Here is a 26,932-nt window from a genome sequence, read left to right as displayed (position 1 = left end):
CTCATTGCAGACCTTCGAGAAGCCCGCTTTCTACACGGCCACTAATGCGACAGGAAGGGGCGGGCATTTGTGGCGGTCGGCTAAGGGCATCGCCCTGTCGATGCATGCGCTATGTAGGATTGACGGCAGATGCTCTTCTGACGTTGGCAGCCCCAGAGAGCTGGCTGCCTTCTAGCATCGAGCCTACGCTCTCTGCTCATAATGCAAGGGCGCTAGGCGAGTGACGCTTCAACAGGGACTGGCCTTCGGCCTTGTCGGGCTGACAATCGGCGCCTTCATCTGGGGTCGGTTTCGTTACGACCTGGTCGCGGTCGTCGCGTTGGTTGCAGGATTGGCGATCGGCATCATCCCCGCCGAGGCTGCATTTGACGGTTTCAAAAACGACGTCACCGTCATCATCGCCTGCGCGCTGATCGTTTCGGCCGCCTTCGCCCGATCGGGGGTCATTGAACTCGCGATGCGGCGGGTGATGCCGCTGCTAAAGACTGAGCGTTCTCAAGTCCCGGTTCTGACCGGCGCTGTGACGTTGCTTTCCATGGCGACGAAGAATGTCGGAGCCCTGGCGATCATGATGCCGGTGGCGCTTCAGGTGGCGCGCCAGACGAAGTCGTCTCCGTCCCGGCTCCTGATGCCAATGGCTTTCGGCGCCATGGCGGGCGGCATGGTCACCCTGGTCGGGACCGCTCCGAACATCATCGTCGCCGAAGTGCGCCAAGGCATCGTTGGCGAACCCTTCGCCATGTTCGACTACGCACCAGTGGGCTTAGCGCTCACGCTGATCGCCTTGGCGTTTTTGGCGTTCGGCTATCGCCTGTTGCCCCGCGATCGACAGGGCGCAACGTCCATGAGCGCGGCCTTGGCCGCCAACGCCTATGCCACGGAAGTCAGGGCGCCTGAAGGCTGGGCTCCGGGGTCTATGACCGTGTCCGCTCTTGCCGCCCTCGGCGACGACGAGGTCAAGATCATGGCGCTGATCCGTTCAGGGAAACGGCGGCTGAGTCCCAGAGGCAATGTCGTCGTCAAAGCGGGTGACGCGCTGCTGATCGAGGGCGAGCAGCAGGCGCTGGAGGGCTTCGTCAGTCGGGCTCAGATGAATCTCATCCGCGATGATCGCCCGGTTCCCATAGCGACCGCATCCGAGGAGATTGCGATCGTAGAGGCGGTCATCGGCCGAAACTCCCCGCTTCAAGGGCAGTCTGTTCGAAGCTCGGATCTGTACGGCCAGCACGGGATCAATCTGTTGGGCGTGTCGCGAAGCGGCTTTCAACTCACCCAGCATCTGCGGACGGCAAAACTGGCGCCCGGCGATATCATCCTGCTTCAAGGCGCCGAACAGGCGCTGCCGGTCGCGCTGAGGGCGCTGGATTTACTCCCCCTGGCGGAGCGTCAGGTTCAACTCGGGAGCGTGCGCAGGCGCTTCATGCCGGCTGTTGTTCTTGCGTGCGCCATGACCCTCGTCGGCCTTGGCCTGGTTCCAGTCGCCGTCGCCTTCTTCGGCGCCGCCGTCGTGATCGTCGCCTTGGGCGGCTTGAAGATGCGTGAGGCCTATGCCGCTCTCGATGGACCTCTGCTGGTTCTGATCGCAGCCCTCATTCCCGTCTCAGACGCGATCCAATCCACAGGAGGGTCCGACCTGATCGCGGGACTGCTTCGTCACGTGTTCACAGGCTTGCCGGGCGTTGTTGCTATCACCGGCGTCATGCTCGCCTCAATGGCGGTTACGCCCTTCCTGAACAATGCGGCGACCGTTCTGATCGTCGCCCCGATCGGAGCGACGCTGGCCAAGCAGCTTGGCTACAATCCGGATCCATTCTTGATGGCGGTCGCGGTCGGCGCGGCGTGCGACTTCCTGACGCCCATCGGTCACCAGTGCAACACGCTGGTCATGGGACCTGGGGGCTACAAGTTTTCTGATTATCCCAGGCTGGGCGCGCCTTTGAGCGCGCTCGTTCTGGTCACGGGGCCATCGCTCATCTTGCTGTTTTGGCCTCTTTGATTGGCTCGAGGTCAGAAGATAGCGTTGGAACAGACAGGTCAGGATCACCGTTTCCGGCTGTTCGCCGGCTCGCCATCCCGAGCCGCTTATGAGGGCCTGACACCCTGATAATGCGGCTTCAAAGAGGCCTGAGCTTCGCGAGGCTGCATCAAAACTGCGAGGCGTTCGACAGCTTCAGCCATCGCCAGTCGTTCGCTGTGTGGAAGTTCAGCCAAGGCGGCGAGAAAGCCGTCGCCGAGCAGGCCCGGGGACGTCTGCAATGCCTGCCGCCCCGCGTCGGTCAAACGCACATGGACGACGCGGCGATCCACGGTGGAGCGATAGCGGGCGGCCATGCCCTTGGCTTCGAGCTTGTCCAGCACGGCGACGACGGTCGGCGCCGACATGGAAACGTCCCGCGATATCGCGCTGGTGCTGACTTCACCCAATGCGCGGATGGATTGCAGCACGAGGAGCTGCGGCAGCGTCAGCCCGGTCAGACGTGAAATTTCTCGAGACCGAACATCGATCGCCTGGGCGATGCGTCGGACTGACCGGACAAGGGATGCGGTGGCGTCAACCGCCGCGTCAGGGCTTGGCTCATGGGAAATATCGGCCATTCGGGTTGAACTCTTTCGTGCCCTAACCATTTGTACCCGCTGCTTCCACAATTCAAGGAGGACCTATGTGCGGTCTTAGCGGCGAGATCAATTTCGACGGACGACCGGCCGATGCCGGCGCCGTTCAACGCATGACCGATGCGCTCTCGCCGCGTGGACCGGATGGCTCCGGCATTGTTATGCGCGGCTCGGTGGGGCTGGGTCACCGCCGTTTGAAGATCATCGACCTGAGTGAGAAAGCCCAGCAGCCGATGGTGGACCCTGACCTGGGCGTGACCCTGGCGTTCAACGGCTGCATCTACAACTATCCCGAACTGCGCGAAGAGCTGCAGGGGATGGGGTTCCGCTTCTTCTCGCACGGCGACACCGAGGTCATCATCAAGGCCTGGAAGGCGTGGGGGGAAGCCTGCGTCGAGCGATTCAAGGGCATGTTCGCCTTTGTGCTGCATGAGCGCGACACCGGCCGCACCGTGATCGCCCGGGATCGTTTCGGCATCAAGCCGCTGTATCTGACCGAACAGGGCAAGCGTCTGCGATTCGCCTCGACCTTGCCGGCCCTGCTGGCGGCGGGCGACGTGGACAAGACCATCGATCCCGTCGGCCTGCACCACTACATGACCTTCCATGCGGTCGTGCCGCCGCCGCACACGATCCTGAAGGGCGTCAAGAAGTTCCCGCCGGCCACCATCCGCGTGATCGAGGCGGATGGGAGGGCCAAGGACCGCCTCTACTGGCAGCCCGACATGACCCGCCATGCTGAGGACGCGGCCCTGACGGCCGAAGATTGGCGCGATCGGGTCCTGGACAGTCTGCGCGAAGCCGTGAAGCGCCGCATGGTCGCCGACGTGCCGGTAGGCGTGCTGCTGTCGGGTGGAGTGGACTCCAGCCTGATCGTCGGTCTGCTGGCCGAACTGGGTCAGAAGGACCTGATGACCTTCTCCGTCGGTTTCGAAGAGGCCAATGGCGAGAAGGGCGACGAGTTCCTCTATTCCGACCTGATCGCCAAACATTACGGCACCAAGCATCACCAGATCTTCGTGCCTCACCAGCGGCTGATGGAGGCCCTGCCGGGCACCATCGGCGCCATGTCGGAACCGATGGTCTCCTACGACAACGTCGGCTTCTACCTGCTGAGCCAGGAAGTCTCGAAACATATCAAGGTGGTGCAGTCCGGCCAGGGCGCCGACGAGGTGTTCGCCGGTTATCACTGGTATCCGCCGATGCTGGGCGCGACCGATCCGGTCGAAACCTATGCCAAGGCCTTCTTCGACCGCAGCCATGCCACGCTGAAGACCCAGCTGAACGGCGCCTATATGGCCGACACCGACGTCAGCCGCGCCTTGGTCGAGGCCCATTTCGCGCAAGGCCGCGCAGCGACGCCGGTCGACCAAGCCCTGCGTTTGGACAGCCAGGTGATGCTGGTCGACGACCCGGTGAAGCGGGTCGACAACATGACCATGGCCTGGGGTCTGGAGGCGCGCGTGCCCTTCCTGGATCACGAGCTGGTCGAACTGGCGGGCCGCATCCCGCCCGAGCACAAGCTGGCGCAAGGCGGCAAGGGCGTGCTGAAAGAAGCGGCGCGTCTGGTGATCCCCTCCGAGGTCATTGATCGCAAGAAGGGCTATTTCCCCGTGCCCGCGCTGAAATACATCCAGGGTCCGTATCTGGAGATGGTGCGCGAGGCCCTGACCAATCAGGCGGCGCGCGATCGCGGCCTGTTCGACCGGGGCTATCTGGACACCCTGTTCGGCAATCCCACCGAGCACATCACACCCCTTCGCGGCTCCGAACTCTGGCAGGTCGCAGTGCTGGAAATGTGGATGCAGCAGCATGGCGTCTGATATCCGCCCCGAGCGATCAAAGGCGCATCGGCTGAAACGTCTGCGGCACGAGGGCCTGAAGCCCCCGGTTCAGTCCGGGGACGGACCGAACCCCGATGCCGTGCTGGATTGCGGCTGGGGCCGACTGCTGTTCGCCCAGACCTTCGAGACGGCCGAGCCGCTGGTCGAGGCCCTCCGCGCCGAAGGGCCGGACCGGCGCGACATCGCCTTCTATGTCCGCAATCCGCACGTCCTGCTGGCCTCGGCGCCGCAGGAGTTGTTCCTGGATCCGTCGCACACCTATCGGCTGGAACTGGCGACCTATCGCGCCAGCCGACGTCAGCCCCGAGGCTTCACCGTGCGCCGTCTGACGTCGGAAACGGATGCGCAGGCGGTCAACGACATCTACGCCAAGCGCAAGATGGTGCCGGTTCCGCCTGACTTCTTCTGGTCGCATCGGGACGACCGGACCCTGACCTATTTCGTCGCCGAGGACACCGTGACGGGGGCTGTGATCGGCACCGTGACGGGCGTCAACCACGCCCGCGCCTTTCAGGATCCGGAATGCGGCTCTTCGCTATGGTGTTTGGCGGTCGATCCCCAGGCGACCCAGCCGGGCGTCGGCGAGGCCCTGGTTCGGCGTCTGGCCGAACATTTCAAGACCCAAGGCCTGGCGCACATGGACCTGTCGGTCATGCACGACAATGATCAAGCCATCGCCCTGTACGAAAAGCTGGGTTTCCGTCGCGTCTCCTTCTTTGGGGTCAAACGCAAGAACCCGATCAACGAGGCCCTGTTCGTCGGCCCGACCGACGATCATGACCTGAATCCCTATGCCCGCATCATCGTGGACGAGGCGCGTCGGCGCGGCATCCATACCGAGATCATCGACGGTGAGGGCGGGCTGTTTCGCCTGAACTGGGGCGGCCGGTCGGTCCGATGTCGCGAAAGTCTGTCGGAATTGACCTCGGCCGTCGCGCTCAGCATCTGTGACGACAAGCGGATGACGCGACGCATCGTCGAGGCGGCCGGCGTGCGCGTTCCCGAGAGGATCGATCCCGAAAGCCCATCGGCCATCGACGCAGCGCTGAGCAAGTTCGGCGCTCTGGTCGTCAAACCGGCGCGCGGCGAGCAGGGGCAAGGCGTCGCGGTCGGCCTGACAACGATGAGCGAGGTCCAGACGGCTCTGGTTCGGGCACGCCGCATCTGTTCCGAGGTTCTGGTCGAGGAACAGGTTCAGGGCGAGGACCTTCGGCTGGTGGTGATCGACTACAAGGTCGTCGCCTGCGCCCTGCGTCGTCCGCCGCGCGTCTTCGGCGACGGCCGCTCGACCTTGCGCGCCCTCGTCGAACACCAAAGCCGTCGTCGCGCCGCCGCCACCGGTGGGGAATCCACCATCCCGATCGACGCCGAGACGGAACGCACCCTGGCCGAGGCCGGCTATCGTCTCGACGACGTGGCGGCGGAAGGGGCCGAGATTTTGGTGCGCAAGGCGGCCAACCTGCACCTGGGCGGCACCATCCATGATGTGACGGATGAGGTGCATCCGGCCCTGATCCGCGCCGCCGTCGCCGCCGCGCGCGCCATCGACATTCCGGTCACCGGCATCGATCTGATGGTGAAGTCGCCGCGCGAACCCGACTACGCCTTCATCGAAGCGAACGAGCGCCCCGGCCTGGCCAACCACGAACCCCAACCGACTGCCGAGCGTTTCGTGGATCTGCTCTTTCCACTGTCCGCACCGGCCGCTGCGCGGACATTTTCGCGACCCGAAGCCTGAAGGAGGCCCCTTGGCCCGCCCCGCGATAGACCTCGACTACCTGAAGGCCCGCTTGGCCGACCTGCTGAACACGCCCAGCCCAACCGGCTATACGGACGAGGCCGTCTGGCTCTTGTGTCGAGAACTCGAGCGGCTGGGCCTCGACTATGAGATGACCCGCCGCGGCGCCCTTCGCGCACGCTTGCCGGGCCGGACGCCAAAACCGGCGCGCGCCATCGTCGCCCACGTCGACACCCTGGGCGCGCAGGTCAAACAGGTGAAGGCGAACGGCCGGCTGGAACTGGTCGCGATCGGTCACTGGTCGTCGCGTTTCGCCGAGGGTGCGCGGGCGACGATCTTCTCCGAGGGCGGCGCCTATCGCGGCACCATCCTGCCGTTGAAGGCGTCAGGCCATACTTTCAACGAAGAGGTCGACACCCAGCCGGTGAACTGGGCCCAGGTCGAACTGCGCATCGACGCCGTGACCCACGGCCGCGAAGACACCCTGGCCCTGGGCGTGGATGTCGGCGACATCGTCGCCATCGATCCGCAGCCCGAGTTCATCGATACCGGCTTCGTCGTCTCGCGCCATCTGGACGACAAGGCGGGCGTCGCCACCCTTTTGGCCGCGCTGGAATGTATGATACGCGAAGATCGCACGCCGACGGTCGATACCTGGTGGCTGTTCACGATCGCCGAGGAGGTCGGGCTGGGAGCCTCGTCGGTGCTGATTCCGGATGTCGCCGCCATGGTGACGGTCGACAATGGCACGACCGCACCGGGTCAGAACTCTTCGGAGTTCGGCGTCACCATCGCCATGGCCGACCAGACAGGACCCTTCGACTGGCACCTGTCACGCAAACTGGTTCAACTGGCCCGCGACCACGACATCCCGCACCAGAAGGACGTCTTCCGATACTATCGCTCGGACTCGGCCTCGGCCCTGGAAGCCGGCGCCGACATCCGGACCGCCTTGGTCACCTTCGGCATCGACGCCAGCCACGGCTATGAACGCATCCACGAAAGCGCGCTGGAAGACCTGTCTCGCCTGCTGATCGCCTATGCCGAAAGCGATGTCGAAATCAGCCGTGACGCCAAGTCTTTGAGCGGAGCAAAAGGCTTCACCCACCAACCCGTGGGTGACGAGGGGGATTAGTGCTTAGGGGATCGCATTCGCTCAGCCCGGAGTGTTGCGGGGAGATTTCGAGTTCGATTTGTGCTTTTAAATTTATAACATCGGAATGGAATGTTCTTGCAGTTTGTTCCTTCCTCTGCTGAAAAACGCCGCTGCGCTTTAGGCGGTACGTTAGTAATGAATCAGAATAGAAATGGCAGGTGCGAATTATCGGTATGCAGCGTCCTGTATTAGATATTGAGCTCTAACCTAATTTTATTTGCTCGGAGTTATTCAAACGCTCTCGGCGTGCTTTGCTTCGGTCGGCGGTCGGTCCGGAATGTCCGCGGTGGCGAAGACCGCGCCTAATGCGATGATCACGGCGGCGCCGGTCATCAGCTAGTATGTCTGCATGGTTTTGATCGATCCTCGCCCAGCGCACGGCCGGGCCGCGATGCAGTCGTTCCACGCCTGGGGCTGGCCGAAGACCGCGCTGAAACGCGGCGTAGCCAAGTCGCTGGACATGGTAGAATGCGGCGCATGACGGCTGCCGTTGGCGCAGGCCGGGCCGCAGTCAAGACATTGACCATCAACGCCGGCGACCCCTCTCGACCACTTGGGTGCCGCCGGAGATTTCCGCCGCAAAGGCATGGGTCTCAAACGCGGGCATGGCAAACGCGACTGTCAGCAACACAGTGCAGACGAACCCCAAGTCGACCGACCATTTCCCGCAGCGCTTTTGAACATCCGCAGCGCTCTTAATACCATTGTCCGCAAAAGTGTTTGCTACATACGGCCGGGCTTTCGAGGACAGGCGATTGTTCGAGGTTCGACGCACGGACTGACATGACAAATGCGCTGGCGAGGCTGCGGTGCAGCTTTTACAACCGTGCGACGCATCAGCAGGGGAGGCAGGTTTGCGGGGTGAGGTTCAAACGTTCGACGAGGCGACCGGATTCGGTTTGATCCTCGGCGACGACGGCGAGCGTTATTCGTTCACGAAGGAGGACGTCCAGCCGCCCTCGGTTCTGGAACGCAGCCAGCGGGTCGATTTCATCGCCGAGACCGACGGACGCGCACAGCAGATCATCGCCATGCTACCGCCGAAGGTGACCGTCTCGGCGACAGGCGGCGGAAGAGGCAGCGGGGTGTTCGACCTTGGCCGTGTGATCAAGCGGACCTTCGGCGCGATCAAGCAGAACGCCGCCGTTCTCTTCGGCTCAGCCGCGCTTCTGGTCGGCGCGCCCAGCATTCTGTCGGCCTATGGCCAAAGCGCGATGTTGAGTGAAGAGTTCGGACCGGGCGTCTTGATGATGATGGCTGGCGCAGTGCTGAACTTCGTCGGACTTTATCTTTTGCAGGGTATGGTGGTGAAGGCGGCCGTGAACGGCTTCAACGGCAAGACGACCGCTTTCGGCGACGCCTTCAATGTCGGGGTTCAGAACTTCGTGCCGCTGCTGGGTCTGGCGATCTTCGCCTCCATCGGGATGATGCTGGGCTTTCTATTGTTGATCGTGCCGGGCATCATCCTGGCGGTCATGTGGTCGGTCGGCGCTCCGTCCGTGGTGGTCGAGAAGCGCGGCGTCTTCGCCAGCCTGCAGCGCAGCCGAGAGCTGACCAAGGGTTATCGCTGGCAAGTGTTCGGCCTGCTGGTGATCTATGTGATCCTGTCTTGGATCATTGGCGCGGCCATCGGCGGTCTCAGTCTGGCGACCGGGGGGACTTTCACCGGCGGCACGCCCAATTTGGCCGTCAATCTGATCACCGAGCCCATGGTCAACATCCTGTCCGGGGTCGTCGCATCGGCGGGCGTGGCGGCGCTGTATTACGAGTTGCGCTCGGCCAAGGAAGGCGGCGGGTCCGAGGAACTGGCCTCGATCTTCGACTGATCGCGCGGGCCGTCAGACGTCGTGCTTGTCGCGGCGTCTGACGCCCATCAGCAGCTTCTGCTCCAGCCGACCGCGCAGGGCGGCATAATAGGCGCTGAGGAAGTCTCGATCCGTATCGTACGGGCCACGCGTCCAGCCGATCTTTTTGGCGATGCGATCGGCGACGTCTCGAAAGGTCTTGCGGTCGCCCTGTCGAAGCAGGGTCTCCAGAACATGCAATTCCTTGGCGCCATAGGCGTCGAGTTGCGCCGGGGTGAAGGCGTAGGCGGCCATCCGCGTGGCCCCGTCTTCGGCCATGTCGCGGATCAGCTTGCGACGCGGCGCGCGCACGACCCAGGTGCCCCCGATCAGGTCGCCAACGCGCAGCCGGTCCTTGTTGAACAGGGGGAAGAAGACGAAGATCGCCGCCCAGACGAAGGCCAGCATATACATCCAGCCATCGACGCCGCCTTCCTGACTGCGGGCGACCAGGATGGACAAGGGCAGGAAGACCTCCAGTTCGCGCATGGCATTGCGGGCGAAGACGGCCTCGGCCTTCAGCCGTCCGCCGTCGCGCGAGGCGACGCGCAGTCCCATGATCCGCTTGCCCGGCGTGGCAGCCGCCGCCGACAGTTCGAAAGCGGTGAAGTAGAAGTTTCGCAGCAGGAAGAAGACGATCAGCCAAATGACAGCGACCATTTCGGCCCCCGTCACGCCGGCCACGGCGGCCCCTGAGGCGAAAGCGAAGGCCGAGGCTATGGTGAAAACGATCAGGACGCCGATGATGATGGCCGCGTCCAATAAAAGCGCTCCGGCTCTCTGACCCGCGTCGCCGATGTTCAGCCGCAGGTCCACGCCCTCGGGCGTGACGAAGGCGCGTTCCGTTTTGGCCGTGGTCAGGTCAGCGGACATGGATCGACTCCGCGACGGCGGGGCGGGGCGCATAGAAATAGAGGCCCCAGATCACGGCGGTCGCCGCCGCGACCGCATAACGCAAGCCTGTATCGACGATCAGTTGGCGGCCGAACCCTTCAAGCAGGCCGGCGAACATCAGCATCACCACTACGCCGCCCATGGCGATGCCGGCCGTGCGCCCGGCCTCCACGGCAGCGTCCAGCCTTCGCTTCTGGCCGGGAAAGGCGACGGCCCAGCCGATTTTCAGGCCTGCCGCGCCCGCCAGGATGACAGCGAACAGTTCCGTCACCCCGTGGATCAACAGCCAGCCGCCCAGTTCGAAGCCCAGCCCGCGACTGGCGAACAGGGCGAAGAATGCGCCCAGCGTCGCGCCATTGTAGAGGATCAGCAGGCCCGTCGGCAGGCACAGGGCGAACCCGAGCGCAAACGCGAGCAGGGCGACCTGGGCGTTGTGGGTGAACAGATAGGCGGCGAAGGCCGATAGGCCTTGAGCCCCGTCAGCGCCGTCCAGAGTGGCGCGCAGGGTCTCGGTCGAGGCGGCAGGATCGCGCCCGCCGCTCAGGTCGGTGGGCACGAAGGCGTAGAACCATTCCGGCTCATGCATCACCAGCCAGCCGGCGACCAGGGCGCCCAGAAGCATCAGGGCTGTCGAGACCAGGGTCTCGCGCCACAGACCGCGCACGGCGGCGGGCCAGTCGGTGCGGAAGAAGGCGACCAGTCGATCCTGGATCGTCGCCCGCGAGCCATAGACGAAGAAATAGGCCCGCGCCGACAGGGTCTCCAGATAGTCGATAAGCCCCTGATCCAGCGAGGTCTCGCGCGCCACCGACAGGGCCGACAGGGTCGAACGGTAAAGCACCGGAACCGCCAGAATCTCGGCGTCGGTCAGTTTGGACGCGGACCCCTTTTCGGCCTTATCCATCAGCCGTTCCAGGCGACGCCAGTCGTCCTCGCGCGCCTGGCGGAAGCGCTGGCTCTTCAGCAGCCCGGAGGGAGGCACGTCGGTCACAGCAGATCCCTCCGCTTCAGATCCAGATAGGCGTTGACGACCTCGGTTCCGACGCGATCGGCTGGGGCGTCGACGATGTGCGCGCCCATACGCCGCAACCGTCCGATCACCGTCTCGCGTTCGCGCAGCAGGGTTCCGGCGACGACGGCGCGCGAGACGTCCTCGGGCGTTTGCGGATCGACGCCGGTCAGGCCTTCCAGCTCATCGTCGCGTAGAACGACGAACAGAACGAGGTGCCGCCGCAAAAGCCGCCCCAGCGACTCGATCATCAACTCGGCGGAGGTGGTGTCGGTGAAGTCGGTGAAGACCACGATCAGCGAGCGACGCTGGAGCTGTCCCGACAGGGTCGCCAGGGCCAGGGTGTAGTTGGTCTCATGCGTCGAATAGTCGATGCGGCCCACCACGGCCTGAAGGGTGCGGAAGGCATCCAGCCCTCCCACTGCGCCGGTGGTCACACGCGGCTGGGAGTCGAAGGCGAAGACGCCCGTCCGGTCGCCCGATCGCAGGCAGGCGTAGGACAGCAGCAGAGCCGCATGGATGAAGCGGTCGATGCGCGGCATCCCACCAACCGGCTCGCTGGCCGACCGACCGCAGTCCAGCGCCATGATGACATTATGGTTTCGCTCGGTACGGAACTCCTTAGCCAGCAGGGCCGCGTGACGCGCCGACTGCTTCCAGTCGATGGAGCGGCGGTCCATCCCGGCCTGAAAGTCGCGCAGGGCCTGAAACTCCGACCCCTCGCCGATCTCTAACTGGGTCTTGGCGCCGAACAGGGCGTCGCGGGCGAACAGACGCACCGCCTGATCGCGGACCCATTGCAGGTCGGTCAGGACCGGCGCCGCCAGGTCCAGAGCGAAAGTCTTCTGCTTCCAGGCCAGGCCCATCGGCCCATGCCAACGGACCCACAAGGCCTTCAGGTCGGCGGCGCCTCGGCGATTTGGCGTGAAAGGAAAGGCCAGGACCGCGGCGCGATCCGAGACCGCGGCGCGGCGCGAAACCTCTTCCAGCCCCAGCCGGGCGTCACCCGAAAGGGCCGCTTCAACGCTCTTGGGAGCCGGGCCTCCGGCCTCGAAACGTACGGTCAGTTCGGCCCGGTCTGACCGGCCCACGGCCGCGCGCACCGGCCGAGGCTGGTCCAGTTCCAGCCGGGAGCGCGAGCCGCCGCGCAGGGCGTCCACGGCGACGAGCAGCAAGACTCCTGCGATCCAGACCGGCCCGGCGAGCCAGCCTGCAGGCGTCAGGACGCCGGCCAGCAGGGCGACGGGCACGCCCGCCGCCATCGCCGTCACCGCGCGTCGGGTGGGATAGATCACCGGGGCGCCGCCACCTGATCCACCAGGCCGGCCAACACCTGTTCGACGCGCCGACCCTCGATCTCGGCCGCAGGCGACAGGACCAGGCGGTGACGCAGGGCCGGAATGGCCAGGGCCTTCACATCGTCGGGAATGACATAGTCGCGACCATCCAGCGCGGCTCGCGCCCGCGCCGCGACGGCCAGCATGGCCCCCGCACGCGGGGACGCGCCGGTCTCGACATCGGCCGAGGTTCGGGTGGCCCGCACCAAGCCGGTGATATAGCCGATCACCTCGTCGTTCAGGCGCACGTCCGCCACCGTATTGACGGCCGCATCGATGACGGCGGCGTCGGCGACGACCTCGACGCCGAGGGCGATGGGGTCCATCAGCCCCGTGCGGGAACCGTGGGCCGAGACGATGGCGCGCTCCTGATCCAGGCTGGGATAGTCCAGCACCTGTTTGAACAGGAAGCGGTCCAACTGGGCCTCGGGCAGGGGGTATGTGCCCTGCTGCTCGATGGGGTTCTGGGTGGCGACGACGGTGAAGCGCGGGCTGAGGCCGTGAGCTTCGCCGTCGATGGTGATCCGGCGTTCCTGCATGGCTTCCAGCAAGGCGGCCTGGGTCTTGGGCGGCGTGCGGTTGATCTCGTCCGCCAGCAGCAGTTCGCAGAAGATCGGCCCGCGCGTCAGGGTGAAGCTGGACGTCTGGAAGTTGAACAGGTTCGATCCGATGATGTCGCCGGGCATCAGGTCGGGCGTGAACTGGATGCGGCCGTAGTCTAGACCCAGGGTGCGCGCGAACGTCTGGGCCAGCAGGGTCTTGGCCGTGCCTGGCGGACCCTCCAACAGGACGTGGCCGCCGGCGAACAGGGCCGTCAGCAGCATGTCGACGGCGTCTTCCTGGCCGACCACGGCCTTGGCGATCTCGGCGCGGATGCGCTCGGCGATCGTCTTCACCTCATTGACGTGCACGGGTCAGCTCCTGATTCCAGCGATGAAGGGCGCCGGCGACCCGCATCAGATCGGTCGGCGTCTTGGCGGCCCGGGCCTGTTCGGCCAGGGCGGTGTAGGTTTCGGTCGCGCCGCCGGTGCGGCCGACACGGTCGAGGAAGGCGTCCAGCGCCTCCTCGTCCAGATTGCGCGGCGCCCCGATGGCGCGGGCGACTGCGGCGCGCACCAGAAGGGCGTAAGGGGCGGCCATCCGGTGTTCGCGCCGCGCCAGGCGAACGAGACCGGCGGTGTTGTCCGCCAGGCCGCGCTTGCCCAAGGGGATGACACGGCTCCTCTCGCGCGCCGGGCCGAAGCGAACGGCGGCCTGGAAACCGGCGAAGGCGGCAAGCGCGACCAGCACCAGGGTCATGCCCAACAGCGGCGGTTCCAGCATCAGCCGCAGCATGTTGCGCGTGCGTTGGAAGCCGTGCAGCGTCAGGTCGAACATTACCGGCGCTTCATCGGCGCGCAGGATGTCGATCAGGGCGACGGCGGTCTTCGCGCCATCAAGGGTCTTCAGCGCAGCCGTGTCGATCAGGTCGGGATCGGCCAGAACATAGGTCCGCAGTTCGCGGTGCATGGCCAGGACGGCGCGGCCCTGATCGTCGACGACGACGGGAATCCAGTCGGGCCCCTCCAGCGTGCGCAGCGCCTCGATCCGGACGGGCCGTCCGAACGAAGCGCCGTTGGGACGGCGCAGGGCGACGGTCGCGCCGCCTTTGCGCTCGGTCAGTTTCAGACCGTTGCGCAAATCCTTGGGCAGAGACGCCACGACGCTCTGGGCCGACTGAACGCCCACAGTCTTCACCCAGCCGGCATGATCCGCATCCGGGATGGAGGTCCATTTGGGCAGGACGATCAAGGTCGCGCCGTAATGCTCGATGTCGTCGATCTGTTGGGCTTTGGTCTGGATCGACGGCGTCAGGATCAGCAGGCTTTCGTCCGACGTTTCCGAAAGCGTCCCCCGGTTCATCACAACCGGCACACCCAGGTTACGCAGAAGGGTCGGCAGACCGCCGAAACCAGTGGATGACCGCGACAGGGCATGGCCGCCGCCGTCGTTGCCGGACTTGAGTTCGGGCGCATAGGCCGAGAGGACGCCGAGCCCCGCCAGCGTGACCACGCCCACCAGCAGCACGACGATCATGGTGACCGGCGAGAAACCGCCGCTTGCCGCGCCTTCAGAACGGCTCATGCGCGCCAGCCCTCGGGCAGGGCGAAGGCCTCATAGGCCTTGCGGCAGTCGGCGAAATCCAGAGCGCCGACGGGTGCTCCGCCGAACAGGCTGCGCTCCACCATCCGGCCGATCAGGTCGAACGCGGGTCGTGCGGCGTCCGGCAGGGCCTTCAATCGGGCGATCTCGCGGGTGGTCAGGGAAACCCGAACGGCGCGCGGCTGGCGCTGTTCGATGTCCTGAACGCTGCGCAGAAGAAGCAGATGGGCGGCGTCGGCATACAGGCCGCGCGCGGCCAAGGCGTCGGCGTCGGCCAGCAGATCGCGCGCGGCCTGCGCCTCCGGACGCCACTGCGCCTCCGCTACGATCCTGGGTTTCTTCGGTTTCGCCGGCGGGGCGCGCATCCGAAGAATCTCGCGCACGATGGCGTAGACGATCAAGCCGACGACGAGGGCCAGGCCGACCCAGAAGACCCATTTCAGCGCGGGTGCGACGAACTGAAGCGCGTCGCCGATCCAATGCAACCAGCCGGGCGGCTTGATGTCGGGGCGCTCGAAACCGACCCGGTCGAATTGGAGAGACCCGTCCTTCAGCAGGCGGGCATGCGCCTTGGCCAGGGCTTCATCTGTGGGCGAAGCCCGATCCTGCATCTCGAAAACGCACCCCTACCCAACGGCCAAGCCATACCGCCCCGTCAGATCGAGTCAACCGCAGGCGCCTGTCTGATACGCCCTATGCTATCATCCATGGCGGCAAGACTTCGGTGTCCAGACACATTCGTTGGGTGATTGCGAGGTTAACAGCGGGCTTGGTGCAATGACGAAATTAGAACTATCGCCGCCTGAGCAAACGTCGCTTCTTCGGTGGAGGGGGCAATGACCGTCTCTCGCGCCAGTATGCGAGAGTGGTAGATCAATGGATGCGGTTGATCGATCTAGACCCGCAGCTTACGGTACCCCAAATCTCAAGCGCACGCAGGTCTCCTCGCCTGCAAAAAGACCGGAAAATGCGCGCTTTCCATTCCTCTCACGGTCAGCACAAGTTGGAGAGAGGTGTTGTATAAGTTGGCAAAGTAGATAGTTGAGATTTCATTCGACTGTGTACTAGGTAAACCTCTAAGATAAATTGATAGTCTTGCGTTATTTTTAAATAAGCGGGCTCGATAAATACTCATTGACATATAAAATATTTACAAATCATTAGAAATGATCAAATTGTATACTTTCGATAAGTGTATCGCATATAAAAAAATGATAAATGCGGTGTCGTTTTTTGTTAAAACGGTAAGACGAAGGTATACAAACGTGCTTGGAGGTAAGCGATTTTAGAAATTTATGAATCATGTGCAAATCATGAGGTTTTGAGGCTTCATGTTGGATTGCATTTCAGTCGTGAAAGGTCGGCTTGCCCTCGAACGGGACGTTGTCGATAGCCTCCCACGGACCGCCGAGGTAGCGCCAGACGAGCAGGCCTTCAGCGAGAATGTCGAAGGGTTCGAACTCAAATTGAAGCTGCTCTAGGAGTTGTTTGACGTCTGCGGGCTCGACCTTGTTCTGGACCGTGATGTGCGGCCGGAACGGGGCCTGGTCCTGGCGCGTAAGCCAGGGCGAAAAGGCATCCGCGAGTTGTCCACGCAGTCGATCCAGATCGGCGGACGCCAGGCGATAGGCCACGCCACGCCCCAGGGACCACGGGCCGCGCACATCGAGGCGGATGGGCGCCTGGCGTCGGCACGCCGACTTCAGCGTCTCCAACACGAAGCCTTCCTGCGCTCCGGGGAGGGCGTGGAACAGCGTTAGATGGGCCGGGACGACATTGCGGTGGCGAGGAAAGTGCGCCTGGCGCAAGCCGTCGAACCAGTCGAAGGCGCCGTCGTCCAGGGCTGCGGTGATGATGAGCGGCGCCGGGTCTGCCACGATCAAGCCTCCCGCCGGCCCAGACCGCGCCGCCAGGCCTGGGCGGCCGCGCGGTGAAGTGTCGCGTGGCGGCGCGCCAGACGATCAATATCGTGGTCGTATCCACCGCCGATGACGCCGACGACCGGCGCGACCGCCAGACAGGCTTCAAGCACATAAGCGTCGCGTTCAGCCAATCCCTCGTCGCTCAGCGACAGCCGCCCGAGCCGGTCGCTTTCGTGCGGATCGACGCCGGCGATGTAGAAGACGATATCCGGCGCAACGCGTTGAAGCAGGTCGGGCAGAACGTCTTTGAGCCGTGCGACATAGGCCGCGTCGCCTGTTCCGTCGGGCAGGTCGATATCCAGATCACTGGGCCCCCTGCGCACTGGAAAGTTCTTTTCGCCATGCATGGAAAAGGTGAAGACGCGGGGCTCGTGCTCGAAGATGAAGGCAGTTCCATCGCCTTGGTGGACGTCCAGATCGACCACCAAGACTTGTCCGACCTCGCCATTATCGATCAGAGCTCGCGCGGCGACGCCGATGTCGTTGAACACGCAGAAGCCCGCACCGCCCATGGGGCCGGCGTGATGGCTGCCGCCGGCCGTGTTGCAGGCGAGGCCATGGCGAAGGGCGAGACGGGCTGCGGTCAGCGTGCCGCCGACGGCGGCCTGCGTGCGTTTGACGACGCTTTGGGTGATGGGCAGGCCGATGACCCGTTCCACCTTCGGCGGAACACGGGCGTCCAGGACCTGGCGCACATAGTCGGGGTCATGCACGGCGGCGAGTAGTGAATAGTCCGCAGGTTCGGGCTCCCATAGCCCCTCCGGTCCGATCAGCCCTTCCGCTCTCAGCACCTCCACCAGGCGCGCATACTTCTGCATCGGAAAGCGATGACCCGAAGGCAGTTCGGCGTTGTACGCCGGGTGGTAAACGATCGGGGGGAGGGGGCCTGATTCAGACATGAGTTCCGCAGACAACGCGCCGGCCTTTATGAGGCTGCATTGGGAAAGGTAGTCGAACCCTCTCGCCGAAGGCCTCAGTCCGCCAGTCGGTACCCCACGCCCGGTTCGGTCACGAGCAGGACGGGCTGAGCCGGATCGGCCTCGAGCTTGTGCCGAAGCTGGCCGACAACGACGCGCAAATATTGAACGTCATCGGCGTGGCCGGCGCCCCAGATGGTCTTGAGCAGGTCGGCATGACCCAGGACCTTGCCGGCGTTGCGGGCGAGGTAGGCCAGGACGTCGTATTCCTTGGGGCGCAGCTTCACCCGCTCGCCGGCGCGGGTGACGATGCGGCGGTCCAGGTCGATGACGACATCGCCGGCCGTAACCACCCCGCCCGCGACCGGCGTCAGCGCGCCCTGACGCAGACCGGCGCGGATGCGCGCCAGCAGTTCGCCGACGCCAAACGGCTTTTCGACATAGTCGTTGGCGCCCAGGTCCAGGGCCGTGATCTTCTCGGCCTCGCGGTCGCGGGCGGACAGGACGATGATCGGCCCCTGATAGAAGTCGCGCGCTCGCGTCAGAACGTCCTTGCCGTCCATGTCGGGCAGGCCGAGGTCCAGAACCACGGCGTCGGGGCTCCACAGGGCGATGGCGCGCAGGCCCTCCTGACCGCTGTCGGCGCGGCGCGGTTCATAGCCGGCGGCGTCCAGGGCGGGGGCCAGGAAGCGGTGGATCTGCGGCTCGTCGTCGATGACCAGAACCTGGGGGCGAACGGCGGACATCACAGCAGATCCGGGTGGGTGGCGATGGACTTGGGCAGGCTGATCAGGATGCGGGTGCCGCCTTTGCCGTCGGCGTCGTCCTGGATCGGGCTGGCGGCGGCGATACGGCCGCGCATGGCCTCGACGAAGCCCTTGGCGATGGCCAGGCCCAGGCCGGCCCCCTTGGCGCGGTCGGTGGATTCTTCCATGCGGCGGAACTTGTCGAACACCCGTTCCAACTCGGCGGTCGGGATGCCACGTCCCTCGTCCTCGATGGAGATAACGACGGCGCCGCGATCCTCATAGGCCGCCAGTTCGATGGTCGTGCCGTCGGGGCTATAGGCGATGGCGTTTTCCAGGATGTTGACCACCGCCTGTTCCAGCAGGCCCGGATCGGCCTCGACCATGCTGAGCTGGGCCGGAAAATCGCGCGTGACCTTGCGCCGGCCCAGGCGGCGCGACACCCGGTCGGCGGCGGCGTTCAGGATGTCGCGCACATCGGTCCAGTCGGTGCGTACGTTCAGGCCGCCGCCCTCCAGCCGGGTCATGTCCAGAAGATCGCCGACATAGCGCGACAGGCGTTCGGCCTCTTCGCGGATGCTGAGCAGCAGGTCGTCGCGGACCTCGGGCTTCAGGGTCGCGCCATAGTCGATCAGGGTCGTCGCCGAGCCCAGGACGGTGGACAGGGGTGTGCGCAGGTCGTGGCTGACCGAGTTCATCAAGGCCGCGCGGAAACGATCGGCGCGGCGCAGGGTCTCGGTCTCCAGCGCCTGACCGGCCAGATCGGCGCGCTCCAGCGCCACGGCGCCTTGGTCCAGCAGGGCCATGGCCAGACGTTCCTCGTCCGAGCCCGCCGCCACGGCCGAGGCGTCAATGCCCGCCACGCCGGCCCGGCCGCGCACGCCCTGCAGGGGCTGAAACCGCCAGTGGGTTTGCGGCAGGGTGCCGGTGCCGTGGCCCGTCACCTCGCCGTGGGTCCAGGCCCAGCGGGCGGCGGCCATGGCGTCGGGGGCCAGGGTCACGCCCTCGGGGCTGGCCGCCGTCAGCACAATGTCCTCGCCGTCGGGCAGAAGGACGACGGCGCCCGCGCCGGCGGCGGCTGACGCCTGTTCGGCCAGGCTGCGGGCCGTGGTCGCACGATCCTGGCCCGCCGACAGGGTCTGGCTGGCGGCCAGCAGGGCCGAGACGGCGGCGGCGCGCCGCTGGGCGGCTCTGGCCTGTTCGCGCACCCGCCCCGCCAGGGCGCCGGTGCCCAGGGCCACGCCCCAGAAGAGCAGCAGCGTCAGGAAGTCGGTCGGTGAACCGATCAGGAAGCTGTAGCGCGGCTGAAGGAACAGGAAGTTGTAGGTCAGAAAGGCCAGGGTCGCCGCCGCCAGCGCAGGTCTGAGGCCGTTCAGCACCCCGGCCGCCACCACCGCCGCCAGATAGATGACACCCAGATCGACCCGCTCGAACCGGGTGTCCAGCAATAGGGCTGCGCCTGTCGCCGCCAGGACGAACCCTGCCCCAGCCGGATAGCCGCGCCAGTCCAGCGCCGCCCTGACGCCGGACTTGGCCGCCGGTTCGGGCGCGACCAGATCGCCCTCGGTCACGACGTGGACGGCGACGCCCTGGGCCTTGCGCAGCAGTTCGGTCGCCAAGGCCCGGCCGGTCCATTCGGCGAACCGCCCGCCGCGCGTCTTGCCGATGACGATCTGGGTGACGTTGTTGCGGTGGGCGTGGTCCAGAACGGCGCGCACCACGTCGTCGCCGCTGATCGTTACGGGCCGTCCGCCCAGCTGCTCGGCCAGCTTGAAGGCTTCGGACAACCGTCCCGCCGACCGGGCGTCGGCGCGCGATCCGCTGGGCCGTTCGACATGGGCGACCGACCAGGGGGCGTCCATCATCATGTCGGACATTCGCCGCCCGGTGCGAACCAGCGAGGCGGTCATGGCGTCGCCGCCGACCAAGACCAGGATCCGCTCGTTCGCCGCCCACGGCCCCGACACGCCCCGTTCGCGCAGGTGGGTCAGAAGCTGGTCGTCCACCGTCTGGGCCGCGCGTCGCAGGGCCAGTTCGCGCAGCGCCGTCAGGTTCTCGATCTTGAAGAAGTTCTCGGACGCCACCCGCGCCGTTTCGGGCACATAGACCTTGCCCTCGGCCAGACGCGCCCGCAGGTCTTCGGGCGTGATGTCGATGACCTCGATGTCATCGGCGCCGGTCAGGGCGCTGTCGGGCACCGCCTCGCGCTGGCGCACGCCGGTGATGCGCAAAATGACGTCGGACAGGCTTTCCAGATGCTGGATGTTCAGCGTGGTCCAGACGTCGATGCCGGCGTCGCGCAGTTCCTCCACGTCCTGCCAGCGCTTGGGATGGCGCGAACCGGGCGCGTTGGAGTGGGCGTATTCGTCGACCAGCAGCAGTTCGGGCCGTCGCGCCAGGGCGCCGTCGAGGTCGAACTCCATCAGGGCGCGGTCGCGGTGTTCGATGGGCGCGCGCGGCATGACGTCCAGCCCGCGCAGCAGGCTCATCGTCTCCTTGCGGCCGTGGGTCTCGACCACGCCGACGACGACGTCCAGCCCCTCGGCCTTTCGACGGCGTGCGGCGCGCAGCATTTCATAGGTCTTGCCCACGCCGGGCGACATGCCCAGAAACACCTTCAGCCGCCCGCGCTTGCGGCGCGGAACGGCTGAAATCGCGGGCGTTTCCGGCGCCGTTTCGGGCAATCAGCCCTCCGCCCCGAAGCGGGCGTCCAGCGCGCGGTTGGTCAGCAGGACATTGACGTGCGGCTGGCCGATGAAGCCCAGGAAGGCCCCCTCGATATGCGCGTCGATGATGCTCTGGACCTGTTGCACGGGAACGCCTCTGGCGCGGGCGATCCGCGCGGCCTGAAGCCGAGCGTAGGCCGGGGACACGTCCGGGTCGAGGCCCGAACCCGATGTCGTGACCGCATCGGCGGGGATGACGCCGGGGCCATCCTCGGCGCGGATCGTCTGGGCGCTTTCGGCGACGCGAGCGATCAGGTCCGGGTTCAGCGGCCCCATGTTGGAGCCGGACGAGGCGGCGGCGTCATAGCCGTCGCCCGCCGCCGACGGGCGCGGATGCAGATAGGTCGCGCCGACGAAAGGCTGGCCGATCAGGGACGAGCCGACGACCCGCCCGCCGGCGTCGCGCACCAGGCTGCCGTTGGCCTGGTCCGGGAAGGCGACCTGGGCGATGCCGGTGACGGCCAGCGGATAGGCCAGGCCCAGCAGCAGGGTGAACAGGGCCGTCATGACGAGGGCCGGGCGAAGTTGGTTGACCATGGTCGTCGCCTCAGAAGGTCGCCTTCAGCGTGGCTACGGCGCGTGCGCCGTAGATGTCGCCGAAGTCGTGTTGATCGGTGTCGTGATAACGCAGGTCCACCGCCAGCTTGTCAGTCAGCTGATAGGCCGCGCCCAGGTTCCAGGTGGTGTAGTCCAGGTCCGACGACACCCACTGACGGCCGACGGCGCCCGAGACGGTCCATTTGTCGGCAGGGCTGACCGCGCCGTTGACCTCGGCATAGGTCGCCTCGTCCTCGGCCGCGCCGAAGAAGTCGGGCGAATAATAGACGGCGGCGCCCAGGGTGGCCGGGCCAAAGGCGCGCGAAGCGGCGGCTTTGAACTCGACATAGTCATAGTCGGCGCCGTCGGGCTGGCCAGCGTAGAGATAGCCGATCACCCCGAAGTCCAGCGCATAGCCGGCGACCTCGGGCCGATAGCCGGCATACAGATCGACCTCGGCGTCCGTGTCGTCGCCGAAATCGACGTTGGAGGCCCAGCCGCCGGCGTAGAAGCCGTTCCTGGTCAGATCGACGCCGGCCGAAAGGGCGGGGTTTTCCTGGGTCTGGCTGACACCGCGAAAGACGTAGTCGGAGGTGACGGCGACGTTAGCCGACACGTCCTGGGCCTTGGCTTCGCTGCACAGGCCCAGACCGGCGAGACCGACGATACAGGCGGCGGCGAACCAGGCGTCGTTGCGGCCCGAGGCGTTGGAGAAGGATTTACGCATTGGGTTTCTCTATTCGAACAGGATGAATGGCCATGGGGTTGGAGCGGGTGCGCGGATCGGTCTGCTGCAGCGTCGCCACACCCCACATCACGGCGATGACCAGCACCGCGACGACGAGTTGCAGGATGCGAGAGACCTCCCGACGCATCACGCCAGACCCAGGCCGGAGATGAGCAGGTCGATCAGCTTGATGCCGACGAAGGGGGCGATGAGGCCGCCCAGGCCGTAGATCAGCAGGTTACGACCCAGAAGCGCGCCGGCGCCGATGGCCCGGTATTTGACGCCCTTCAGCGCCAGCGGGATCAGGGCGACGATGACCAGGGCGTTGAAGATCACCGCCGACAGGATGGCGCTCTCGGGGCTGTGCAGGCGCATGACGTTCAGCGCGCCGAGCGACGGCAGGGCCACCACGAACATCGCCGGGATGATGGCGAAATACTTGGCCACGTCGTTGGCGACCGAGAAGGTCGTCAGGGCGCCGCGCGTAATCAGCAGTTGCTTGCCGACCTCGACGATCTCGATGACCTTGGTCGGGTCGCTGTCCAGATCGACCATGTTGCCGGCCTCGCGCGCGGCCTGGGCGCCGGTCTGCATGGCCACGCCGACATCGGCCTGGGCCAGGGCCGGGGCGTCGTTGGCCCCGTCGCCGCACATGGCGACCAGACGCCCCTTGGCCTGTTCGGCCTTGATCAGGCGCATCTTGTCCTCGGGCGTGGCCTCGGCGAGGTAGTCGTCCACCCCGGCTTCCGAAGCGATGGCTGCGGCCGTCACCGGATTGTCGCCGGTGATCATCACGGTGCGCAGGCCCATGCGGCGCAGGTCGGCGAAGCGCGCCTTCACGCCCGGCTTGACCACGTCCTTCAGGTGGATGACGCCGACCAGGACGCCGTTCTGGGTGACGGCCAGAGGCGTGCCGCCCGAACGGGCGATCCGGTCCACAGCCTGGCGGAACTCGGCCGGGGCCGAACCGTCGGTCAGGTTCAGATCCTTCAGCACCGCATCGACCGCGCCCTTCCTCCAGCTGTCCTTGCCGACGTCCAGGCCCGACTGGCGGGTGACCGCGGTGAAGGGAATGGCGACGGCGCCGGCCGGCTGATCGACCGAGACGCCGGCGTTTCTGCCCAGCTCGACGATGGAGCGGCCCTCCGGCGTCTCGTCGGCGAGCGACGCCATGACGGCGGCGGCCAGGGCGGCCTCGGGGCGCACGCCGGGAACCGGGATGACCTCGGTCGCCATGCGGTTGCCGAAGGTGATGGTGCCGGTCTTGTCGAGCAGCAGGGTGTCGACGTCGCCTGCCGCCTCCACCGCACGGCCCGAGGTGGCCAGCACGTTCACCTTCAGCAACCGATCCATGCCGGCGATGCCGACGGCGGACAGCAGACCCCCGATCGTGGTCGGGATCAGGGTGATGAACAGGGCGCCCAGCACCATCGGGTCCAGATCGACACCGGAATAGGCGCCCAGGCCCACCAAGGTCACGACCGCGATCAGGAAGATCAGGGTCAGGCCGGCCAGAAGCACGGCCAGGGCCAGTTCGTTCGGCGTCTTGCGACGATCCGCGCCCTCGACCATGGCGATCATGCGATCGAGGAAGGTCGAGCCGGGCTTGGCGGTTATGCGCACCTTGATCCAGTCCGAGACGACGGTGGTGCCGCCGGTCACGGCGGACCGGTCGCCGCCGCTTTCCCGGATCACCGGGGCGCTCTCGCCGGTGATGGCGGCCTCGTTGACCGAAGCGACGCCCTCGATGATTTCGCCGTCCGAGGCGATCACGTCGCCGGCCTCGACCAGGATGATCGACCCGACTTCAAGCTCCGAGGCGTTGGTCGGGACCACGCTGCCGGTCTTCGGATCGACGATCAGCTTGGCCTTGGTCGTGACGCGGGTGGCGCGCAAGGAATCGGCCGCCGCCTTGCCCCGCCCTTCAGCGATGCTTTCGGCGACATTGGCGAACAGGACCGTGGCCCATAGCCACAGCGCCAGCTGCACCGCAAAGCCCGCCGACTGACCGCTCGCGATGGCCGCAGCCGCCGACAGCGTGGACAGCAGCGCCACGATCCAGGTGGTGAAGATGACCGGATTGTTGATCAGCTTGACGGGGTTCAGCTTGACGAAGGCGTCGCCGACGGCGCGTCCGATCATCTGTCCCGAGAGGCCGCCCGCGAGAGGCGACGCACGGCCGCCCTCGCGCGGATCCAGAGTTACTTGTGTCATGTCAGGATGTCCGAAGGATCAGGCGCCGGCGACCGCCGCGAGCACCTGGAAGTGCTCGACGATCGGTCCCAGGGCGAGGGCGGGCAGGAACTGCAGGCCGCCGAGGATGAGGATCACGCCGATCAGCAGGCCAATGAACAGGCCGTTGTCGGTCGGCAGGGTGCCGGGGCTGGGCGCCAGCTTGGGCTTGGCCACCAGACTGCCGGCGATGGCCAGGACGGCGACAGCCGGAATGAACCGCCCGAACAGCATCCCCAGACCCAGGGTCGTGTTCCACCAGGGGGCATTGGCGGTCAGGCCCGCAAAGGCCGAGCCGTTGTTCGCCGCCGCCGAGGTGTAGGCGTAAAGAATCTCCGACAGGCCGTGCGGCCCCTTGTTCAGCAGGCCCGCCAGCGCCGTCGGGAAGACGGCTGACACGGCGGTGAAACCCAGAATGGCCAGCGGCAGGATCAGCACCGCGATCATGGCGAACTGGATCTCGCGCGCCTCGATCTTCTTGCCCAGATATTCCGGCGTCCGTCCGACCATCAGGCCGGCGACGAAGACCGACAGCAGGGCCATGACGACCATGATGGCGATGCCCGACCCGACGCCGCCGGGCAGGATCTCGCCCAGCTGCATCAGGAACATCTGCAACCCGCCGCCCAACGGCATGAAGCTGGCGTGCATGGCGTTGACCGAGCCGTTCGAGGCACCGGTCGTGACCACGGACCACACGGTCGAGGCGGGGGCGCCGAAGCGGACCTCCTTGCCCTCCATATTGACCGAGGCGTCGACCTGGGCCGCGACCAGCGCCGGGGCCGGCTGGGTTTCGATCACATACATGGCCGCGCTGGCGGCGCTCAGCAGGATTAGAGCCGCCGCCGCCAGGGCGCGGATGTCGCGTCCCGCCATGGCGGTGCGGCCGAAGGCGAAGAAGGCCGCCCAGCCCATGACGTTGATCGCCACGGCGGTCAGCAGATTGGTGATGGCGTTCGGGTTCTCGAACGGATGGGCGCCGTTGACGTTGAAGACGCCGCCGCCGTTGATGCCCAGCTGTTTGATCGCCACCTGGCTGGCGGCCGGGAACAGCGGCAAGGTCTGGGACCCGCCCTCGACGCCGGTCGCCGTCACATGGGCCGCCAGGCTCTGAACGATGCCGAGACCGGAGAGGGCCACGGCCAGGATCAGGGCGGCAGGCAGCAGGACGTACAGGGTCGTGCGCGTCAAATCGGCCCAGAAGTTGCCGACCCCCTCGCCGCGATTGGCCACGAAGGCGCGCGCCAGGGCCGCCGCGATCGTCGCGCCCGTCGCCGCCGAGACGAAGTTCTGCACCGTCAGGCCGACCATCTGGGTGAAGGTCGACAGGGTCGCCTCGCCGCCATAGCTCTGCCAGTTGGTGTTGGTCACGAAGCTGACGGCGGTGTTGAAGGCCAGATGCGGCGACACGCCTGCGAACCCTTGCGGGTTCAGCGGCAGCACGCCCTGCAGACGCAGGATTGCATAGAGCAGGACAAAGCCCGCCAGATTGAAGGCCAACAGGGCGCCGGCGTACCCCAGCCAGCCCTGGCTGCGTTTCGGATCGAGGCCGGCGGCGCCGTAGAAGACGGCCTCGACCGGCTTCAGCACCGGGTCCAGCCAGGTCCGCTCGCCATTCCAGACGCGCGACATATAAACGCCGATGGGCCAGCCGAGCATTACGGCCAGCCCAAGGGTCAGGGCGATCTCGCCCCATCCTTGCATGTTCATGAAATCCGTCCCGGTTCCTCAGAACCGCTCGGGCCGCAGCAGCGCCGCGACCATGTATACGGCGACGACCAGCGCCCCCGCCCCCCAGAGCATGGCGATCATCGTCATACCCGTTTCAACGCTGTGGCCAGCAAGGCGAAGACGGCGAACGCCCCCGCACCCACCGCCAGAAAAATCACATCGGCCAATCCGGCCTCCTCGCTCAAGTTCGAGCGGGAACAGACCACCGGGCGGCATAATGGCGCGATGCGAGTCCGGCCCGCCGACCTAAAGGATTCATAAAACCAGGGAAGCTGGGTCGGTCGCAGCGCGGGCGACGTGTGAAGGGCCGGCGGGCGGACTTTCTAATGCAAGGACGCGCTTGAGGATGCGCCGCGCAGGCCCCGGCCGTGCGGCTTCAGATCAAATGAGAAAAGCGCGGCCTTGCGGCCGCGCTTCCAGGTGTCTTCGTCGAGATGATCAGCCGCGACGGTTGTCGTAATCGCGGCGTTCGTAGCGGATCTGGGCCGAGAGGCGGTCGAAGCGACGGTCCAGGTCCTGGCGTTCCCAGGCGGTCAGGCCGCCGCGGCGATAGTTGGCTTCCAGGCGCAGCAGGCTGTTGAATTCTCCGCGCAGACGGGTGGCCTCGCGGCGGCTCAGCTGGCCGTTGCGGACGCCCTGATCGATGCGGCGATCCAGGTTGGCCTGGCGGGCGTTGATCGACTGCCACGAGCCATAGCTGGCGTGATGGGGCGGGGCCGGGCGGTAGTGATAGGATTGGGCGAAGGACGGCGCGGCGACCGAAGCGGCGGCCAGGGCGATGGCGGGGACGATGAGCTTGCGCATGGCGATCTCCTCA

24 protein-coding genes are annotated in these 26,932 nt (G+C 66.0%); 6 read left to right on the top strand and 18 right to left on the bottom strand.

Features of this window, described 5'->3' with window-relative positions; translation table 11 throughout:
* Nucleotides 1-220: 220 nt before the first annotated feature.
* Complete coding sequence (locus tag ABIC32_RS03480) at nucleotides 221-1,996, top strand: SLC13 family permease (RefSeq protein ID WP_354072354.1); 1,776 nt, start codon at nucleotides 221-223, stop codon at nucleotides 1,994-1,996.
* An 86-nt stretch (nucleotides 1,997-2,082) separates the two neighbouring features.
* Here the strand turns inward: ABIC32_RS03480 and ABIC32_RS03475 are convergent, their stop codons facing one another.
* The gene (locus tag ABIC32_RS03475) at nucleotides 2,083-2,595 is read right to left on the bottom strand and encodes a MarR family winged helix-turn-helix transcriptional regulator (RefSeq protein WP_354072352.1); all 513 of its coding nucleotides are present in this window, start codon (nucleotides 2,593-2,595) and stop codon (nucleotides 2,083-2,085) included.
* Nucleotides 2,596-2,660: 65 nt separating this feature from the next.
* Here ABIC32_RS03475 and ABIC32_RS03470 point away from each other — a divergent pair, with 65 nt between their 5' ends.
* From ABIC32_RS03470 to ABIC32_RS03450, 5 genes are all read left to right on the top strand, one after another.
* Nucleotides 2,661-4,436 carry an N-acetylglutaminylglutamine amidotransferase gene (locus ABIC32_RS03470; protein WP_354072350.1) on the top strand — a complete coding sequence of 592 codons (1,776 nt, stop codon included), beginning with the start codon at nucleotides 2,661-2,663 and terminating at the stop codon, nucleotides 4,434-4,436.
* Nucleotides 4,426-6,195, top strand: a complete 1,770-nt coding sequence (ngg, locus tag ABIC32_RS03465; RefSeq protein ID WP_354072348.1) for an N-acetylglutaminylglutamine synthetase — start codon at nucleotides 4,426-4,428, stop codon at nucleotides 6,193-6,195. Before ABIC32_RS03470 ends, ngg begins: the two co-directional genes overlap by 11 nt.
* 10 nt (nucleotides 6,196-6,205) lie before the next feature.
* Nucleotides 6,206-7,330, top strand: a complete 1,125-nt coding sequence (locus tag ABIC32_RS03460) for an osmoprotectant NAGGN system M42 family peptidase (RefSeq protein ID WP_091749452.1) — start codon at nucleotides 6,206-6,208, stop codon at nucleotides 7,328-7,330.
* Nucleotides 7,331-7,700: 370 nt separating this feature from the next.
* On the top strand, nucleotides 7,701-7,832 hold the full coding sequence (locus tag ABIC32_RS03455; protein ID WP_255520800.1) for a hypothetical protein: 132 nt from the start codon (nucleotides 7,701-7,703) through the stop codon (nucleotides 7,830-7,832).
* Nucleotides 7,833-8,250: 418 nt separating this feature from the next.
* On the top strand, nucleotides 8,251-9,177 hold the full coding sequence (locus ABIC32_RS03450) for a DUF7847 domain-containing protein (protein ID WP_354072345.1): 927 nt from the start codon (nucleotides 8,251-8,253) through the stop codon (nucleotides 9,175-9,177).
* Nucleotides 9,178-9,189: 12 nt separating this feature from the next.
* Here the strand turns inward: ABIC32_RS03450 and ABIC32_RS03445 are convergent, their stop codons facing one another.
* The 17 genes from ABIC32_RS03445 to ABIC32_RS03365 all read right to left on the bottom strand — a co-directional run bounded on the left by ABIC32_RS03445 (nucleotide 9,190) and on the right by ABIC32_RS03365 (nucleotide 26,919).
* Nucleotides 9,190-10,068 (bottom strand): RDD family protein, encoded by an 879-nt coding sequence (locus ABIC32_RS03445; protein WP_354072343.1) that lies wholly within the window; start codon nucleotides 10,066-10,068, stop codon nucleotides 9,190-9,192.
* Nucleotides 10,058-11,080 carry a stage II sporulation protein M gene (locus ABIC32_RS03440; RefSeq protein ID WP_354072341.1) on the bottom strand — a complete coding sequence of 341 codons (1,023 nt, stop codon included), beginning with the start codon at nucleotides 11,078-11,080 and terminating at the stop codon, nucleotides 10,058-10,060. The genes ABIC32_RS03445 and ABIC32_RS03440 overlap by 11 nt, the downstream gene beginning before the upstream one ends.
* On the bottom strand, nucleotides 11,077-12,393 hold the full coding sequence (locus ABIC32_RS03435; protein ID WP_354072339.1) for a DUF58 domain-containing protein: 1,317 nt from the start codon (nucleotides 12,391-12,393) through the stop codon (nucleotides 11,077-11,079). Before ABIC32_RS03435 ends, ABIC32_RS03440 begins: the two co-directional genes overlap by 4 nt.
* Nucleotides 12,390-13,346 (bottom strand): AAA family ATPase, encoded by a 957-nt coding sequence (locus ABIC32_RS03430; RefSeq protein ID WP_354072337.1) that lies wholly within the window; start codon nucleotides 13,344-13,346, stop codon nucleotides 12,390-12,392. The genes ABIC32_RS03435 and ABIC32_RS03430 overlap by 4 nt, the downstream gene beginning before the upstream one ends.
* A complete protein-coding gene (locus ABIC32_RS03425) occupies nucleotides 13,333-14,559 on the bottom strand; it encodes a DUF4350 domain-containing protein (RefSeq protein ID WP_354072335.1) in 1,227 nt (408 codons plus the stop codon). The genes ABIC32_RS03430 and ABIC32_RS03425 overlap by 14 nt, the downstream gene beginning before the upstream one ends.
* On the bottom strand, nucleotides 14,556-15,188 hold the full coding sequence (locus ABIC32_RS03420; RefSeq protein ID WP_354072333.1) for a DUF4129 domain-containing protein: 633 nt from the start codon (nucleotides 15,186-15,188) through the stop codon (nucleotides 14,556-14,558). The genes ABIC32_RS03425 and ABIC32_RS03420 overlap by 4 nt, the downstream gene beginning before the upstream one ends.
* A 735-nt stretch (nucleotides 15,189-15,923) precedes the next feature.
* Nucleotides 15,924-16,454: a 2'-5' RNA ligase family protein gene (locus tag ABIC32_RS03415; RefSeq protein WP_354072331.1), complete on the bottom strand. Its 531-nt coding sequence runs from the start codon at nucleotides 16,452-16,454 to the stop codon at nucleotides 15,924-15,926.
* A gap of 2 nt (nucleotides 16,455-16,456) precedes the next feature.
* Entirely contained in the window at nucleotides 16,457-17,398 is a 942-nt protein-coding gene (locus ABIC32_RS03410) for a histone deacetylase family protein (RefSeq protein ID WP_354072329.1), read from the bottom strand.
* A gap of 74 nt (nucleotides 17,399-17,472) precedes the next feature.
* Complete coding sequence (locus ABIC32_RS03405) at nucleotides 17,473-18,162, bottom strand: response regulator (RefSeq protein ID WP_039246385.1); 690 nt, start codon at nucleotides 18,160-18,162, stop codon at nucleotides 17,473-17,475.
* The gene (locus tag ABIC32_RS03400; RefSeq protein WP_354072327.1) at nucleotides 18,162-20,846 is read right to left on the bottom strand and encodes a DUF4118 domain-containing protein; all 2,685 of its coding nucleotides are present in this window, start codon (nucleotides 20,844-20,846) and stop codon (nucleotides 18,162-18,164) included. The genes ABIC32_RS03405 and ABIC32_RS03400 overlap by 1 nt, the downstream gene beginning before the upstream one ends.
* Nucleotides 20,847-21,425 carry a K(+)-transporting ATPase subunit C gene (gene kdpC / locus ABIC32_RS03395; protein ID WP_153923135.1) on the bottom strand — a complete coding sequence of 193 codons (579 nt, stop codon included), beginning with the start codon at nucleotides 21,423-21,425 and terminating at the stop codon, nucleotides 20,847-20,849. It lies immediately after the preceding gene.
* A 10-nt stretch (nucleotides 21,426-21,435) separates the two neighbouring features.
* Complete coding sequence (locus ABIC32_RS03390) at nucleotides 21,436-22,152, bottom strand: TorF family putative porin (protein WP_112861891.1); 717 nt, start codon at nucleotides 22,150-22,152, stop codon at nucleotides 21,436-21,438.
* Nucleotides 22,145-22,300: a hypothetical protein gene (locus ABIC32_RS03385; RefSeq protein ID WP_156363166.1), complete on the bottom strand. Its 156-nt coding sequence runs from the start codon at nucleotides 22,298-22,300 to the stop codon at nucleotides 22,145-22,147. The genes ABIC32_RS03390 and ABIC32_RS03385 overlap by 8 nt, the downstream gene beginning before the upstream one ends.
* A complete protein-coding gene (kdpB, locus tag ABIC32_RS03380; RefSeq protein ID WP_354072324.1) occupies nucleotides 22,300-24,366 on the bottom strand; it encodes a potassium-transporting ATPase subunit KdpB in 2,067 nt (688 codons plus the stop codon). The genes ABIC32_RS03385 and kdpB overlap by 1 nt, the downstream gene beginning before the upstream one ends.
* 18 nt (nucleotides 24,367-24,384) lie before the next feature.
* Nucleotides 24,385-26,094 (bottom strand): potassium-transporting ATPase subunit KdpA, encoded by a 1,710-nt coding sequence (kdpA, locus tag ABIC32_RS03375; protein WP_354072321.1) that lies wholly within the window; start codon nucleotides 26,092-26,094, stop codon nucleotides 24,385-24,387.
* An 18-nt stretch (nucleotides 26,095-26,112) separates the two neighbouring features.
* Nucleotides 26,113-26,202 carry a potassium-transporting ATPase subunit F gene (locus ABIC32_RS03370; protein WP_105625212.1) on the bottom strand — a complete coding sequence of 30 codons (90 nt, stop codon included), beginning with the start codon at nucleotides 26,200-26,202 and terminating at the stop codon, nucleotides 26,113-26,115.
* A 351-nt stretch (nucleotides 26,203-26,553) separates the two neighbouring features.
* Nucleotides 26,554-26,919 carry a hypothetical protein gene (locus ABIC32_RS03365; RefSeq protein ID WP_354072319.1) on the bottom strand — a complete coding sequence of 122 codons (366 nt, stop codon included), beginning with the start codon at nucleotides 26,917-26,919 and terminating at the stop codon, nucleotides 26,554-26,556.
* Nucleotides 26,920-26,932 lie beyond the last annotated feature (13 nt).

Origin of the sequence: Brevundimonas sp. 1080 (genome assembly GCF_040545985.1) — a bacterium.
Lineage (GTDB): Bacteria > Pseudomonadota > Alphaproteobacteria > Caulobacterales > Caulobacteraceae > Brevundimonas.
This window is presented reverse-complemented; position numbering and strand designations above follow the sequence as displayed.